Below are 16646 nucleotides of genomic sequence, written 5' to 3'. Positions count from 1 at the left end.
GAAGTGCTGAACTGCTCTGGCGAATTTTGGCAGGCGCCGGAAGGACGCAGACGCTTCGAAGGTTGGGCAATCCCGCCTTGCCCGCAAAGGCATATGCTATTGCGCAACCCCCGGCAATTCATTGAAATTCAACGGCGCATTCGTTTGCGGCGCTTGGCCGTTGAGTGCCGGCGCGCGCTGCGTTTCGGCCCTTGCCCGCGCTTCGGCGGCTGCTCTGGCCTTGGCTTCCTCTTCCGCCTGCTGCTTGGCCCTTGCCTCTTCCTGTGCTTGCTTTTGGGCGGCAGCTTGCCGCGCCAGATCGCGCAGGCGATTTTCCTCGGCACGGCGCTGCTGTTCGATGGCGGCATCACGCTGACGTTGAGCTTCGCGCGCGACGGCCGTAAATTTATAGAGCGCCACCTCGCGCCGGAGCCGCTGCTTCTCTAGCACGTTGGCCTGCAGGCGTTCGACACGCCGGCGCTCGCGCTCGAAGGCGCGCACCGACAGGAAGCTGGTGACGTCGGTCACATCCATCGTTCGTCCAGGTGCCGTAAGCGGCCCGGCAAAATCGAGACGCAAGGCCGGCTCGGCGCCACTCTGCGCCTCGGTCCCGGCATTGAAATCGATGCCGAGGGATCCGCGCATGCGCTCGTCCGGCAGGCTCATTTCCGCGTTGCCGGAGAGCTTTGCGACGTCATTGCCGGTTGCAATATTCGTCGCGCGCACCACGCCCGCGGAAATATTGAAGGGTATGCCCGTGGCCGGAAGCACGGCTTCGCCATTGTTGAGCAGCGTCTGCACGATCGGCAGCACCTTGGTGGCAGTAATATCGCCCTGGATCTGATCTGTCGCCGAAAGCAGGGGCGACAGGATACCGAGATTGAGACCGCGCACATGTGTTTCGCCAAGCTTGAGTTCTCCCGAGCCGCTGGCATTGGCCGCAAGCTCGGCAACGCTCCTTCCGCTCGCCTCGGCATTCACGGCGAAGCCGAAACGACCACTGGCGAGCGGTGCACCATCGCGCTGCCAGGCGACGGCCGCCAGATCGCCATCGGCAAGACTGAGCTTGGTCTGCAGCAAGCCCGTGCCGTCGGAATTGGCAAGCATGATGCTGCCGCTCAGCGTTCCCCCGTTCCATCCGCCGGTCAGATCGCTAAGCCGCAATTCCTCGCCCTTGTATGAGGCATTGGCGGTAAAATTCGAGACAGGCCCGAATATGCCGGGCCAAACCTGCTTGGCTGAAAGCTTGACGCCGATGTCGAGCCCGGTGAAGGCCGGCAGGCCAAGCTTGTCCTTGACAAGGCCACCCGTCTTCGTGTCTTCAATCGGTCCGTAGATCGCCTCGGCCAGCCAGCCGAAATCCGCCTTGTCGAGCGAGAATTCGCCCGATGCCTTGATGTTCGGCGCCTTGCGGTCGACGGTGAGCGCGCCCGACACGGTATTGTCGGCAAGCACCCCCTTCATGTCCGAGAATACGATCTTGTCCTGGCTCAGCGCGGCATTGGCCTGGAATTTCACCGGCAAGCCCGCGCCGGTCTGGGGGATGCCTATGCCGTTCATCACGAAATAGGGATCCAGATCGGCGCTTTCGAGCGACAGCGCAATATTCCCGTTGAGAAAGGTGTCGGGACGCACGTCGACCTTGCCGTTCGCGGTGAACGAGGTCTTGTCCGTGGCAAAGGTCAATGCCGCATCAGCCGGATCGGTGCCGTTGGCGGAGACTTTCAGCGTCAAGCGGCCATTGGCATCGGCTTCGACCGGCAGCGGATCAAGGCCGGCCTGGCCGAAGAGGATGGAGGTGATGGAATTTTCCAGCGTCCCCTCTAGCGTCGTCGTGCCCTTGCCCGCGAAGGCCGAGAGATCGGACATACGATAATCAAAATTGACGCGGCTGCCATTGGAAACGCCGGCCAGCGTCACCGTCAAAGCGCTGTCCTGGTCGCCGCCAAGCGTAACCGCTCCGCGAAGGGCTGTATTTCCATACCAGGCAGCATTGCGCACCAATCGATCCATGACGGGATGATGTGGCAGATGCTGGCGCAGCATTTCGAAGAATGGACCGGGATCGGCGGCCTTGAAGGTGATTTCACCCGAGCCCCTATAGTGCGAAGGCTCGCCGTCGGCGCGGCCGGTGGCGGTGATTTCAGCGCCGGCGACATTGCGCACTGAAAGCTTATCGAGCGTCAGCGCGCCGCCAGCGATGGAAAACGACGTATCGACTTTATCGGCCGGCACACCGAAGGCCGTGAACTTCCCGGCCTGCAGATGCGCAGTGATCCGGTGACCGAACAGGGTCTCGTCGCTGTCTTGGCCGGTGAAAAGCCCGGTCAGCGCCCGCAATGCGTCGAGATCGAGTGCATCGCCGGCAAGATCGACGGCAAGTCTCGGCGGATCCTTGTCATTCGGAGCCTGTCGGTCGAGCCGACCCTTGAGGGTTGCCGAACCGACGGCGATCTCCAAATTCTCGAAACGTTGCTCTTCGTGCCGCAGGCTGACATCGGCGGAAAAACCGGCCTGACGCAGCTGACGGATCGACGGGTCCACCGAGCCCACCAGCCAGGAGGCCAGCCCGGAAGGCTGGTTGGAGGCGACCACCAGGTTTCCGATGAAATTCGGCTCGCCCTGCAGCATCAGGTTGCCGCGCGCCTCGACCTGCGTACGCCCCGGCAGCGTGCCGATCGCATGGTCGATCTTCCATCCCGTTCCCGCTGGTTCGAGATCGAGCTGCACGTCGCGGATCGTCGTATCGCCGGCTACGATCGCCGGCAGCCGGAAGGTCGCTTTGCCCGGCACCTGCGGTACCGGGACTTCGGCAGCGATCGCAATCAGGCTGTTCAGCCGCTGACGCGCGGAGACCGTCGGATTCCGGTTCGTCTTGCCGTTGACGCCTTTGTTGTTGCCGAGCCGATTGACGTCGATCTGCTGACCATCGGCGGTCAACAGAAACTCCGGCTTGGAGCCCGTATCCAGGGTCGCCTCGCCGGTGACCACATAGGGATCGTTGTCGGCGCCGACTTCGAGGCGATATTCCGGAACGCGAATGCGATCATTCGTCAGTTCGAACCGCCCCTTGATGCGGGGCTGTGCCTTCTGATCGGCGGAATTCTGGGCCTGCTTGTCGCTGACGTCAGCCGTGAAGGAGCCCATATAGTCCGGCTTGCTGTTGACGAGCTTCAGCTCGCCGTCGAGATCGACATTCAGGGGATGGCGGTCGGGCATCAGTCGCGTGCGCACACGCAGGACGCCATTGTCATCGGGCTGGCTGCTGGAAACGGTGAAGTTGCCATGCTCGCCATCCAGCGCCGCATCGCCTTCCATACGCCAGGGCCCCGCCAGCGACTTAGCCGACATTTGAGCATTCAGGCCGGTGACATGCCGGGTACGGCCCGTCTGCTCGTCAATGAAGAGGATATCGCCCTCTTCCACATGGACGCTTTCGAGCACCACCGATTTAGCCGGAATCTCAGGCCGGCTGCCGCGCATCCAGTCGAGCGTCCCATCCTTCAACAGGCGCAGCCGTACATTCGGCTTCGATACGCGCATATCGAAGATCAACGCTTCACCGGAAAGGAAAGGGGCAAGCTCGGCGTCCATCGAGAATTCGGCGATCTGCACCAGCGGCGTGCCATCGGCCTCCTGGCCGACGCGGACATCGTGCAGCGTTACCGACGGAAACGGCAGAAGGCGGGCATCGACGGTGCCGTGAACGGTCACCTTCTTGCCGATGATGCGGCTCGCCTGATCCTCGAAATTCTTGCGAAAATCGGTCCAGTCTATGAAGAGCGGAGCGAGCAGCGCCACGAATAGCACCACCACGAGCAATCCACCCAGAAAAACCAGGACCTTACCTAACAATGCGCACTGTCTCCAATCTTCATTCCCAACCCATGCCAAACCCGACGTCAGAGCGCATTCGCGACATAGGTTGGAACAAGCACAGTTCTACCTGATCCCTGCCTGTGAAAGCAGCCCTTTTTAAGAGGGATGCCACCCCATCTAGCGCATGCATGCAGCTTTTCATGACAAAAGCCGGAAAAGAGCGGCTGCAGCCTAGCGTCATTCGCATGCGTGGCAAGCCAAGATCATGAAAATATTCCGTCTTTCAGTGCCCGCGGAATATCTTTCCGGGATTGAAGATGGCATCCGGGTCGAGCGACTCCTTGACCTGGCGCATCAGATCGACGGCATTGCCGAGTTCCTGTTCGAGGAATGCCATCTTGCCCTGCCCTATCCCATGCTCGCCCGTGCAGGTGCCGTCCATGGCCAGTGCCCGCGCATTCAGGCGCGCGACGAATTCCTCGACAACCGCGATCCCTTCCGGGGTCTTGTCGTCGAACAGCACGAGCACGTGGAAATTGCCGTCGCCGGCATGGCCCACGATCGGCGCCAGCAGGCCATGCGCATCGATATCGGCCTGGGTTTCCGCGACACATTCGGCCAAACGCGAGATCGGCACGCAGACATCCGTCGACAAGGCAGCCAGCTCCGGTGCCAACGCCCGGCAGGCCCAATAGGCATCGTGGCGGGCCTTCCAGAGCTTGTTGCGCTCCTCCGCATTGCTGGTCCAAAGGAATTCGCCGCCGCCGCATTCGGCTGCGATCTCGGCAAACTGCTCCGATTGCAGCGCGACGGTCTCATCCGTGCCGTGAAATTCAAGGAAGAGTGTCGGCTTCTCGTCATAGGTCAGGCCGGAATAACGGTTGCAGGCCCGCATCTGCATGGCATCGAGCAGCTCGATGCGCGCGACGGGCACGCCCATCTGGATCGTCATGATGACGGCATCGCATGCCGCCTTGACATCCGGAAAGGCGCAGGCGCCGCCGGCGATCTTCTGGGGAATGCCCTGCAGGCGCAGGGTGATCGACGTCAGCACGCCGAGCGTGCCTTCCGCTCCGACGAAGAGCCGCGTCAGATCGTAGCCGGCGGATGATTTCCTGGCGCGGCGGGCGGTGCGGATTTCCTCACCGCTGGCGGTCACCACGGTCAAGGACAGCACATTGTCCTTCATCGTGCCGTAGCGCACGGCATTGGTACCCGATGCGCGCGTCGATGCCATGCCGCCGATCGAGGCATTGGCGCCGGGGTCGATCGGGAAGAACAGGCCGGTGTCGCGCAGATAGGTATTGAGCTGTTCGCGCGTCACGCCGGGCTCGACCGTGCAATCCAGATCCTCGGCATTGACTTCAAGGATGCGGTTCATGCGGCTGAAATCGATGGAAATCCCGCCCTGCGGCGCATTTACCTGTCCCTCCAACGAAGACCCAGTGCCGAAGGGAATGACCGGAACCTTGTGTTCGGCACATGCCTTCACGACAATCCGCACGTCCTCGCTCGTTTCGGCAAAGACCACGCCGTCCGGCAGCTGCGATGGGATATAGGTGGTGGTGTGGGCGTGCTGGGCACGAAAACTTTCGCCGGTCTGGAAACGTTCACCGAAGGCCTGCTTCAGAATGCCGAGAACGGCGGATATGCCGGCCTCGTTGCGTGTTCCCGCCTTTGCATCAGCCAAAACCATAGTCCGAATCTCCCATCGCAGTCATAAAAGGCGTTAACCTCTTATTGGTTCTATGGGGCATTTGGGGCGAGGCTGTCCAGTCATGAAAGTAAACGATTCGTGACGCACGGGTTCGGCGGCAAACAAGCACCGCAATAGCAATTGCTTATTTTTTAATCACGCCTGATCCGTCCGCAGCCAGAGATGAAGCGCTCCGTCACGGTATCAGCTGCCAGGGAGCAACATACCGCCGACTGGCATAGGTCTTGCCTTCTGCCTTCCAGCTTGAACATGCCACGATTGGAAGGACATTCGATGAAGCGCAGACAATTGCTCATGGCACTGGGTATCGCGATGCTGGCGGTGGGTTCGCTTTCGACCCCGCACATGGCTCGGGCGGATGCCTTGAGCGACATAACCTCGCGCGGCACGCTCCGCGTCGCCGTCCCGCAGGACTTCCCGCCCTTCGGCAGCGTCGGCACGGACATGGCGCCCATGGGCTATGACATCGATATGGCCAATCTGATCGGCGAAAAACTCGGCGTGAAAACGGAACTCGTTCCTGTCACCAGCGCCAACCGCATTCCCTATCTGCAGACGAACAAGGTCGATCTCGTGATCTCAAGTCTCGGCAAGAATCCGGACCGCGAAAAGGTCATCGATTTCTCCGAAGCCTATGCGCCCTTCTTCAACGGCGTCTTCGGTCCCGGAGATGTCGCGGCGGCAAAACCGGAAGACCTTTCCGGCAAGACGATCGGCGTCACCCGCGGCGCGATCGAGGATCTGGCGTTGACCAAGGTCGCGCCGCAAGATGCGACGATCAAGCGCTACGAAGACAATAACGGCACCATCTCCGCCTTCCTGTCCGGCCAGGTCCAGCTGGTCGCGACCGGCAATGTCGTTGCGGCGGCCATTCTCGCCAAGAACCCGCCGAAGAAGCCCGAGATGAAATTCCTCATCACCAACTCCCCCTGCTTCATCGGCCTGAACAAGAACGAGCAGGCATTGCAGAAGAAGGTCAACGACATCGTTGCTGCCGCCAAGGCGGACGGGACACTGAACAAGATGTCGCAGAAGTGGCTGGGCGCCGACCTGCCGGCCGGCTTCTGATCAACGCAGGGCCGATCCTGCCGTCATTCGGCAGCGGGATCGGTCCAAGCAGGGCTTTCTCCCATGCGATATCACTTCGATTTCGGCTGGCTTGCCGAATACTATCCTACGCTGATCAAGGGCGTTCTCGTCACGGTGGAGCTGACCCTTATCGGCGCTGTGCTCGGCATTCTCCTCGGAATTGCCTGCGCCTGGGCGCGCGCGCTCGGCCCACGCTGGCTGAAACCCTTCGTCGCGGCTTATGTCGAGCTGATCCGCAACACGCCGTTTCTGATCCAGCTTTTCTTTATTTTCTTCGGCCTGCCCGGTATCGGCGTGCAGATGAACGAGATGACCGCCGCCAATCTCGCGATGATCATCAATCTCGGCGCCTATAGCTGCGAGATCATCCGCGCCGGCATACAGGCCACGCCCCGCGGCCAGTTCGAAGCCGGCGCCAGCCTTGCCATGACCCCGTTCGAAACCTTCCGGCATATCGTTCTTGTACCGTCCCTGCAGCGCATCTGGCCGGCGCTGTCATCGCAAGTCGTCATCGTCATGCTCGGCTCCGCCGTCGTCTCGCAGATCGCCGCCGAAGATCTGACCTTCGCGGCAAACTTCATCCAGTCGCGCTCGTTCCGCGCCTTCGAAGCCTATTTCGTGTCCACGGCGATCTACCTCACGCTGGCGATCCTGCTTCGACAGGTACTCGCGGCCGTGGGCAAGATGATCTTTCCACGCAGGGTCCGCCAATGATCCAGTTCACCACATGGGATATCCTGCGCGGCCTGCTGCTGGCGGCACGCTGGACGATATTGCTGTCGCTTGTCTCCTTTGCCGGTGGCGCCATCGTTGGCGCGATCCTGCTGTTCCTGCGCATCGGCAAGGCCAGGGCCGGCCGCATCGCGGTCAAATATTTCATCGAACTGTTCCAGGGCACGCCGCTGCTGATGCAGCTCTTCCTGGCTTTCTTCGGTCTCGGGCTCTTCGGCATCGACGTGCCGGCCTGGTTGGCTGCTGGCGTCGCGCTCACCCTCTGGTCATCAGCCTTCCTGACGGAAATCTGGCGCGGCTGCGTCGAGGCGGTCGCCAAAGGGCAATGGGAGGCTTCGGCAAGTCTTGGCATGGGTTACCTGCAGCAGATGCGCTACGTCATCCTGCCCCAGGCGCTGCGCATCGCCGTGCCACCGACCGTCGGCTTCTCGGTGCAGGTCGTCAAGGGCACGGCCCTGACCTCCATCATCGGCTTCGTCGAGCTGTCCAAAGCCGGCACCGTCATCACCAATGCGACCTTCCAGCCGTTCACCGTCTATGGCTTCGTCGCGCTCATCTATTTTGCCCTGTGCTGGCCGCTGTCGAAAAGCAGCCAGATCCTGGAGAGGAAGCTCAATGTCGCTCATCGAAATCACTGAAGTCCGCAAGAGCTTCGGCGCCAACGAGGTCCTCAAAGGCATCAACCTCGATGTCGAACCTGGCGAAGTCATCGCCATCATCGGCAAGAGCGGTTCGGGAAAATCGACGCTGCTGCGCTGCATCAACGGCCTGGAAACGATCAATGACGGCTCGATCTCCGTCGCCGGCGCGCAGCTTCTGCCTGACGACTTGCATCTGAAGGCGCTCCGGCTGAAGGTCGGCATGATCTTCCAGCAATTCAATCTCTTCCCGCATCTGAGCGCGGGGCGCAACGTCATGCTCTCACAGATGGTCGTCAAGAAGACCGTCAAGGCCGAAGCCGAGGCCATGGCGCGGCGCATGCTCGATCGCGTCGGCCTTGGGCACAAGTTCGACGCTTATCCGGATGAACTCTCCGGCGGCCAGCAGCAGCGCGTCGCCATCGCCAGGGCACTCGCCATGCAGCCGATCGCGCTTCTCTGCGATGAAATCACCTCCGCGCTGGACCCGGAGCTGGTGGCGGAAGTTCTTGCCGTCGTGCGCGAATTGGCCGGCGAAGGCATGACACTGCTGATGGTGACGCATGAGATGAAATTCGCCCGGGACGTCTGCTCGCGCGTCGTCTTCATGCACCAGGGCCGCGTGCACGAGATCGGACCGCCCGGCGAGGTCTTTGCCAATCCGCAAACGCCGGAGCTCAAGCAGTTCCTCGGCATCCATTGAGAGGCGGCAGGCCCCGCTAACCGGCTCTATGAACCATGGTGTTCCAGGCACCCGGAGCAATGCCGAATGCCTTCTTGAAATGCCGGGTCAGATGGCTCTGATCGGCAAAGCCGGTTGCGGCGGCCACCTCCGCGATCGACTCTCCCGCGCCGATCATCGCCTTTGCCTGCTGCAGCCGCCGCATCAGCAGGAACCGATGCGGGCTTGTTGCGAAGGCGGCGCGGAAATGCCGCGCCAGTGCAAAGCGATCGAGACCGGTGATGCGCTCCAGTTCCTGCGAGCGCACACCCCGCGTGACATGCGCCTCGAGATAGTCCCGCGCAGTCTTCACCTGCCCCCACGCAATGCTGCCCAAGGGCCGTTGCGGCAAACGGGCATGCTGGACAAGTCCGTCGGTGAGCCGCGAGACGAAATCGTCGACGAAGAGCTCATCCAGCTCGCGATCGAGCTCGCCGAGCGCCGCCAGCAACAAGCCGGCGAGACGATTGTCTTCCACCACGGGGTCATCGACGAAAGGCAGGCCGACACGCGCCGCCTCAAGGCATTGAAACAGCACCGATGGTTCCAGATACAGCATCCGGTACACGAGCCCGGCTTCGGTCGCTGCCCCGCCATCATGCAGTTCGTCCGGATGAAGAATGATCACCCGCCCGGGCAGGCTGTAGCGCTGTTCGCCGCGATAGCGGAATGTCTGCACGCCGCGCATGGTGACGCCAAGCGCATAGGTATCGTGCCGGTGCAGTTCGAAGGCATCGCCGCGAAACTGCGCCTGGATGCGTTCGATGCCCGGATAGGCAGGCGCAGACAGGATGCGGTTGCTCTCCGGCGTCACGCACAAACGTTCAAGACCCTCGAAGATCTGTCCGGCTACATCCTCGTGCAATGTCCCATTTCCAGACTGCATGAAAGTGACCATCGATGTTCGATACCAAAATCGCGATCGTTTTGCGAAGCGACCTCCAATCCTGGCAAAAGCTGAATGTAACGGCCTTCCTGTCGACAGGCATAGCCGGACAAAATCCAGATATCATCGGAGAAGCCTATCGCGATCGTACCGGCAACGTCTACAACGCTTTGTCGATCCAGCCCATCATCGTGCTCTCGGCCGACAAGGAGAGTATCGCCGCGATCCACCGCCGATCGCTGGAGCGTGGCGTCACGTCTTCCATCTTTATAGAAGAAATGTTTTCAACCGGCCATGACGCGGCCAACCGCGCCGTCTTTTCCGAATTCGCGCCGGAAGATGCCAAGGTCGTCGGCATCGCCTTGCGCGCCGACAAGAAAATCGTCGACAAGATCATGAAGGGCGCGAGCATGCACGCGTGATCGGACGCAAAGAAAACGGCCGGATCGTGAGATCCGGCCGTTTCTGTCCAGAAAGGTTTAGCCGTTCTGCGTGATCGGTGCGATCTGGATCTCCACGCGGCGGTTCTGCGCGCGACCGGCCTCGGTGGCATTGGATGCGACCGGCTGCGACGGACCGAAGCCGATGGCCGACATGCGGCGCTGATCGATACCCTGGCTGCCGAGGTAGGAGGCAACCGATCCGGCGCGGCGCTCGGACAGATCCTGGTTATGCTGCAGGCTGCCGGTGGAATCCGTGTGACCGTTGACGTCGATCAGCGTACGGTTGAACTTGCGCAGAACGATCGCGACGGAATTGAGCGTCGGGAAGAATTCCGGCTTGATCGCATCCTGGTCGATATCGAAGGTGATTGCCGACGGCATGTTGAGGATGATGCGGTCGCCGACGCGGGTCACCGAAACGCCGGTGCCCTGCAGCTGTGCACGCAGCTCGGATTCCTGCTGGTCCATGTAATTGCCGATACCGGCGCCTGCGAGCGCACCGACGCCGGCGCCGATCAGCGCGGCATTGCGGCGCGAGGCCGGCGAATGACCGATCAGAAGACCGGCAACGGCGCCGACACCGGCACCGATCGCTGCACCGCCTGCGGTATTCGATACCTTCTGCTCACCCGTATAAGGGTCGGTGGTCGTGCATGCGTTCAAAAAGGCTGCCGCTAGGGCAAGAATGGCAATTTTCTTGATCATGGAATCGTCGCTCTCCGGTTCGATGGCCGCAGCAGATATGAAGCATTACGGCAATATCATGAAGAGGAATCTTAATCGGGACTTTGTCCCCTGTGCATAGAGCGGGAATGACGCTTTCGATGAAGCTGATTGAAATCCGGATGTGAGGAGCCGTCCATCAACACGGCTCCTCAGACCCCATAGGAGATCAAAAGCTCTTGAGGAGCTGCAGAACCGTATTGTAGCTCGCATTGGCAATCGAGAGCGATTGCAATCCAAGCTGCTGCTGCGCCTGCAGCGCCAGAACCTTGCTCGACTGCTGCTCCATATCGGCATCCACGAGCTTGCCGACACCGCTGGTCAGGGAATCACTCAGATTCTTGGCGAACTCGGTCTGGAGATTGACGCGCGATTCCAAAGAGCCGAAGGCGGATCCGATCGTCTTGAGCTGGTTCAGCATTCCCGTCACGGTATTGACCATGTCGACGACGGCGCCTTGCGTCGTATTCGCATCGAGCGAGATCTCCGCCTGGCCGGTGGTATTGCCGTTCTTGCTGTTGAGCAGCACATAATTTTGCGCGGCACCGGCCGCGGTTGCGAAAGCAGTCGAAGTCAGAACACCATAACCGCCGGCGCCGCTTGACTGATCGTCTATCAGATAACGCGCATCGCTCGAGGTGATGGGGCCGGTCGTCGAGCTTACGCCTTCATAACTCAGCATGCCGATCGTGACGGTTCCGTTCGCACCACGAATAAGGGATCCAGGGATCTCATGTGGCGCAGTGGGATCCGCGCCGTCCTGCAGCACGGTCCAGTTCACGCCGTTGAAGGTCGCCGATTCCCCGATGCTGCGCAGTTGCTCTTTCAGCTGGGTAAGTTCGTCGTTGAGCTTCGTCTTGTCGACACTGGTTTCATAGGCGCTGACAAGCTTGGTCCTGATTTCCGTTACGACGTCGATTGCACTGCTGACGCCCGTGGAGGCGGTGCTGACGGTCGAGACGGCGAGACCGAGCGCATCTTGAACCGACGAAATCGCGCCGATGTCGGTATGCGTCAAAGTCGAGATCTTCCAGTATGTGGCGTTATCTTCCGCCGACTGCACCCGCAGGCCTGACGACATCTGGCGTTGGGCATTGCCCAGCTTGGTCTGGGTGTCCCTCAGCACTTCCAGCGCTGTGTTCACAGAGGGACTGACCCTGATGAAGGTCGAAAAAATACTCACGGCACATGAACTCCGGACGCAACAATACGCAACAGATACAAGGAGACATCGGAACCTTGCCGCGAGCGCTCATGCGCGCGGGCCGAGCGTGTCGGCGAACGGGGAGCAAGGCAAAAACAACACCTTCGCTCCAGCGGTTACAATCGCCATGATTAGCAAACATGCTTAAAAAAACGCTAAGCGAAACGCCTGATTTACCATAATGGGCACAACCTACCTGTCCCGGCCTATTCCGCCGCGCGAAGGTTGGTCAGCTTCGAGCGCAACGCCGCGTCGGACATTTCGTCGTGCAGACGCTGCTCCTCATGCGTCTGCGGTTTTGCAAAACGGGCGATCAGCAGATAGGCGACCGGCGTGATGTAAAGCGTGACGAGAGTCGCGAAACCAAGGCCGCCGACGATCACCCAGCCGAGCGCGATGCGTGCTTCCGCGCCCGCACCCTCCGCAAAGACGAGCGGGACGCCGCCGAGGATGGTTGCGATCATCGTCATCATGACCGGACGCAGGCGCAGCGCGCAGGCCTTTTCGATCGCCTCGCGCACGTTTTCGCCCTTGTCGCGCAGCTGATTGGCGAATTCGACGATCAGGATGCCGTTCTTGGCCATGACGCCGACCAGCAGCACCAGGCCGATCTGGCTGTAGATGTTGAGGCTCGAACCGGTGATGACGAGCGCGAAGATGGCGCAGGCAAGACCAAGCGGCACCGTGGACATGATGATCAGCGACGACAGCACGCTTTCGAACTGCGCCGCGAGCACCAGAAAGATGATAACGATGGCAAAGCCGAAGGTCAGCACCATGCCGCTGGAATTCTCCTCCAGCGTCGCGGCTTCAGCGAGCGGCATCAACCGCGCACCTGGCGGCAACAGCGGCGTGGCGATCCGCGTGACTTCCTCGACGGCTTGCCCAAGCGACATGCCGCTCTTGAGACCGGCGGTGATAGCGACCGATGCCAATTGCTGCTCGCGGGTCAATTGCGGTGCGACGGCGTTCTCCTTCAGCGATGCGATGACCGACATCGGCACGATCTTGCCGTCGCCGGTTTTCAGATAGACGTTTTCAAGATCCGTCGGATCGTCGATCGGCCGGATCGTTGAGGTCAGCAGCACGGGATAGGATTCGCCCGCGACAAAGACGTCGACGACGGAGCGGCCTTCGAGCAGCGACTGCAGCGCCATCGAAAGCCCCGATATGTCGATCCCGAGATCGGAAGCGCGCTCCCGGTCGATGGTGACCGAGACCTGGGCCTGCGTCGGCTCGTTGTTGAGCCGTGGCGTGTCGAACTGCCCTGTCCTGTCGAGCTCCTGCACCAGCTTCAGTGCCGCCTCGGTCAGCACCTCATGATTGTTGCCGACAAGCGCCATCTGCACGCCGCTGCCGGCGCCCCGGATACGCAGGCTGTTGGCCTGGATGACGTTGCCTCGGAGCGCAGGAACGCCGGCCATGGCGCGGTTGATATCGGTGACGATGTCCTGTTGCGTGCGATGGCGCTCGCTCCAGGGTGCCAGGGTCAAGACCATGAAGCCGCTGTTTTTCTGGCTGTTCATGCCTGAGATAGCGTAGGTATTTCTGATGTCGCCGCTGTCCATCAGCGGCTGCAGCCGCTCCTCGACCCGCTGCAGCTGGTCCTTCGTGTAATCCAGGCCAGCGCCCTGCGGCGTGGTGAGACGCAGCATGACCATCGCCCGGTCCTCGCTCGGCGTCAGCTCGCTTTTGACATTCACGAAGGCGAGAACAGCAGCAGCCGAAAACAGCGCGCAGAAGACGATGACGACAAGCGGTGCGTTGAGACATGTCCGGAGCGTGCGGCGATAGACGCCGGCAAAAAGCTCACCGAAACGGCCGAGTGCGCCATGCTCTTCGCGCATTTCCTTGGTCAGCATGCGAGACGCAAGCATCGGGCAGAGCGTCAGCGCCACGATCGACGACAGCCCGACGGAGAAGGCAAGCACGAAGCCGAATTCGCGGAACAGGCCGCCCACCTGCCCCGGCAGGAAGGACAGCGGAATGAACACGGCGGCAAGCGTTGCCGTCGTCGCAATGACGGCGAAGAAGACTTCGCGCGTACCGAGTACGGCAGCCGCGCGCGGCCCGATCTTCTCGGCTCTACGACGCACGATATTTTCGAGCACGACGATGGCGTCGTCGACCACGAGGCCGGTCGCAAGTACGATCGCCAGCAGCGTCAGGATATTGACCGAGAAGCCTACCATATAAAGCGCGGCGAGCGTGCCGATGAGCGCCACCGGCATAGTGACGACCGGTATCAGCGTCGCCCGCCAGTCGCGCAGGAAGAGATAGATGACCACCGTGACGATCAGCGCCGACAGGACGAGCGCCAGCACGACTTCGTGGATCGCGCCCTGAATGAATAAGGCATCGTCGCTGGTGATGACGATACGCGTACCCTCGGGCAGCGATTTCGACAGCTGCGCGACGACGGCCTTCACGCCTTCGGAAATATTCAAGGTATTCGACTGCGCCTGGCGGATGATGCCGAGGCCGACGCCCTGTACGCCGTTCGAGCGCAGCGCGGTCGTGCCGTCCCTCGGTCCGAGCGTCACGGTCGCGACATCGGAGAGCCGCACGCGGTTCTTGATGATCAGCCGGGAGAAATCCTCCGGCGTCTGCAGCGCCGCCGTGGCACGCACGACGATATCCTGGCGCGCACTCTTCAGCGATCCGGCCGGTACATCGAGCGCTGCGGTCGCAAGCGCCGTCGTCAGGTCGCCGATAGTGAGGCCTCGGCTCGCAAGGGCGGCCTGATCGACGTCGATGCGGAAGATTTTCTCCTGATCGCCGTAAAGCTCGACATCGGCAACGCCTTCGACCGAAGCCAGCCGGTCAGTGATCTCCTTATCGACCAGCTGCGTCAGGTCGTCCATCGTCATGGTGCTCGAGGTGACGGCAAGGCGCATGATCGGCTGCGAATCCGAATCCGCCTTGACGATCTGTGGCGCATCCGCCTGATCGGGCAATTGTTCGGCGATGCGACCGATGGCATCGCGAACATCGTTGGCGGCAACCGAAAGATCGGTCGCGTCGGAAAATTCGAGCGTTACGCGGCTCTGCCCGAAGGACGAGCTGGAGGAGACCGATTTCAGGCCGCTGACGCGGGCGACCGCCCCTTCGATGATCTTCGTCAGCTCCTGATCCACCGTCTGGGGAGAAGCGCCGTCAAACACGGTTCTGACCGTCACGACGGGACGATCGACATCAGGCAGTTCGCGCACTTCGACGCCGAAATAGGCTGCAAGACCGGCAACGACCAGCAGCGTATTGAAGACCAGGGCCAGGATCGGCCGGCGCACGAAAAGTGCCGTGAAGGATTGCCTGGTCGCTGCCGAGCTGGCATCCGTCGCGTCATCACTATGAGATGTCATTGGGTGATGACCTCCCTGGCCTCGGCGACATCACGGGCAAAGCGGACTTCGCCACCTTCGGTCATACGCTGCAATCCTTCGATGACGATGAGATCGCCATTGCGGAGATCGCCGCGGACCAGTACCGCATCCGGATTGCGCTGCACGATGCTGACGCGCACCTTCGAGGACTTGCCGTCGACAACGCGCCAGACATGAGCACCGGCGCCATCCCATTGCACGGCGAGCGGATCGACGGAAGGATAGGTCTCGCCGGCAAAGCGCATGCCGACATTGAAGGACATGCCGGCCCGCAATTCGTCGGAGGCATTGTCGATGCGGGCGCGCACGCGCAGCGTCCGGCTGGCGCCATCGACGCGATTGTCGACCGCCTCGACGGCGCCAGAGAATATACGCCCCGGCAGCGCGACCGAGGTCGCTTCCACCGGCTGATCGACCTTGACAGTGTTGGCGAAGCGCTCTGGCACCCAGTAATCCACCAGGATTTCCGAGCGATCGTCCAGCATCACGATATTGGTGGTCGTGGTTACGTTGTCGCCGACCACAACGGGCACGATGCCGACGATCCCGTCGATCGGCGCGACGATATCGCGGCGCTTCAGCGCCAGCTCCGCCGATTGCAGCGCCAGCTTCGCCCCCTGCTCTGCGATCTCGGCATCGAAAACATCGATGCGCGACACGCTGGATTTGATGTTGCGATAGAGCTGGGATTTCTCCGCTGCGCTCTTCAGCGCTACCTCCGCCTGGCCGCGGGCAATGATCTGCTCGTCGTCGTCGAGACGAGCCAGTACCTGGCCTTGGCTGACCCTGTCGCCGGACTTGATGAGGATTTCCCGGATCGTGCCCGTCGCCTGCGGCATGACGACGACCGAGCGAATGGCGTCACCGGTGCCGATCGCGCTCAGGCGATCGTTGACGACGCCGTTGACGACGGCTTTCGTCACGACAAGCGGCACATTCCGGGCGCGCCGAGCGCCGGCTTCGACCGCATTGCCGCTCTTCTCCGCCTTGGCATTGTCATCATGTGTGATTGCTGCGACGATCGTCTGGGGAACACCGGCCTTCCGCAAGATGCCGGCTGCGCCGGGCGCAAGGGCCACGACAGCGGCAATGCCTGCCACCAGCAACAGAAAAGACAAGGAAAGCTGCTTCCAGGCGGTCATGCACGTCTCCGGCTCGTTATGTCAGAGGCGATGAAATCGCGTCGTTGGTTTGCACAGGCCCCCCACACACCCGGCGCACTTATTGAGGCCTCATTCGGTCCGGGTGGCTCTATAATGCAAGATTGTGCCCGATTTGCTGCAATATCGTGTTTTTGGGCATAAGCAGCAAG

Annotated in this window: 12 protein-coding genes; 5 read left to right on the top strand and 7 right to left on the bottom strand. The window is 61.4% G+C overall.

The genetic code is table 11. From position 1 onward, the window contains the following. Positions 1–96: 96 nt before the first annotated feature. Positions 97–3834: an AsmA family protein gene (locus DQ393_RS22255; protein WP_112343892.1), complete on the bottom strand. Its 3738-nt coding sequence runs from the start codon at positions 3832–3834 to the stop codon at positions 97–99. Between the two features lie 247 nt (positions 3835–4081). Continuing rightward, a complete protein-coding gene (locus tag DQ393_RS22250; RefSeq protein ID WP_112343891.1) occupies positions 4082–5494 on the bottom strand; it encodes an FAD-binding oxidoreductase in 1413 nt (470 codons plus the stop codon). A 315-nt stretch (positions 5495–5809) separates the two neighbouring features. Between DQ393_RS22250 and DQ393_RS22245 the strand changes: the two genes are divergently transcribed. From DQ393_RS22245 to DQ393_RS22230, 4 genes are all read left to right on the top strand, one after another. Next, positions 5810–6583 (top strand): transporter substrate-binding domain-containing protein, encoded by a 774-nt coding sequence (locus DQ393_RS22245; RefSeq protein ID WP_245430431.1) that lies wholly within the window; start codon positions 5810–5812, stop codon positions 6581–6583. Positions 6584–6646: 63 nt separating this feature from the next. Further along, the gene (locus DQ393_RS22240) at positions 6647–7318 is read left to right on the top strand and encodes an amino acid ABC transporter permease (protein WP_112343889.1); all 672 of its coding nucleotides are present in this window, start codon (positions 6647–6649) and stop codon (positions 7316–7318) included. Next, positions 7315–7974, top strand: coding sequence for an amino acid ABC transporter permease (locus tag DQ393_RS22235; protein WP_112343888.1), 660 nt, complete (start codon positions 7315–7317; stop codon positions 7972–7974). The genes DQ393_RS22240 and DQ393_RS22235 overlap by 4 nt, the downstream gene beginning before the upstream one ends. Further along, entirely contained in the window at positions 7952–8677 is a 726-nt protein-coding gene (locus DQ393_RS22230) for an amino acid ABC transporter ATP-binding protein (protein WP_112343887.1), read from the top strand. Before DQ393_RS22235 ends, DQ393_RS22230 begins: the two co-directional genes overlap by 23 nt. A 16-nt stretch (positions 8678–8693) precedes the next feature. Here the strand turns inward: DQ393_RS22230 and DQ393_RS22225 are convergent, their stop codons facing one another. Beyond that, positions 8694–9581: an AraC family transcriptional regulator gene (locus tag DQ393_RS22225; RefSeq protein ID WP_432422019.1), complete on the bottom strand. Its 888-nt coding sequence runs from the start codon at positions 9579–9581 to the stop codon at positions 8694–8696. Positions 9582–9595: 14 nt separating this feature from the next. Here DQ393_RS22225 and DQ393_RS22220 point away from each other — a divergent pair, with 14 nt between their 5' ends. Then, positions 9596–10003, top strand: a complete 408-nt coding sequence (locus DQ393_RS22220) for a DUF2000 family protein (protein WP_112343885.1) — start codon at positions 9596–9598, stop codon at positions 10001–10003. 57 nt (positions 10004–10060) lie between these two features. On the opposite strand, the gene DQ393_RS22215 is transcribed toward DQ393_RS22220, so the two are convergent. From DQ393_RS22215 to DQ393_RS22200, 4 genes are all read right to left on the bottom strand, one after another. Then, positions 10061–10729 (bottom strand): OmpA family protein, encoded by a 669-nt coding sequence (locus DQ393_RS22215; RefSeq protein ID WP_112343884.1) that lies wholly within the window; start codon positions 10727–10729, stop codon positions 10061–10063. A 187-nt stretch (positions 10730–10916) separates the two neighbouring features. Next, positions 10917–11930, bottom strand: a complete 1014-nt coding sequence (locus DQ393_RS22210; RefSeq protein WP_112343883.1) for a flagellin — start codon at positions 11928–11930, stop codon at positions 10917–10919. Between the two features lie 227 nt (positions 11931–12157). Then, complete coding sequence (locus DQ393_RS22205) at positions 12158–15313, bottom strand: efflux RND transporter permease subunit (RefSeq protein ID WP_112343882.1); 3156 nt, start codon at positions 15311–15313, stop codon at positions 12158–12160. Next, positions 15310–16476 (bottom strand): efflux RND transporter periplasmic adaptor subunit, encoded by a 1167-nt coding sequence (locus DQ393_RS22200; RefSeq protein ID WP_112343881.1) that lies wholly within the window; start codon positions 16474–16476, stop codon positions 15310–15312. Before DQ393_RS22200 ends, DQ393_RS22205 begins: the two co-directional genes overlap by 4 nt. Positions 16477–16646 lie beyond the last annotated feature (170 nt).

Origin of the sequence: Martinezella tropici, assembly GCF_003287875.1 — a bacterium.
Classification (GTDB): domain Bacteria; phylum Pseudomonadota; class Alphaproteobacteria; order Rhizobiales; family Rhizobiaceae; genus Rhizobium; species Rhizobium tropici_C.
The sequence above is the reverse complement of the archived record's forward strand: the minus strand, read 5'-3'. Positions and strand labels throughout refer to the sequence as shown.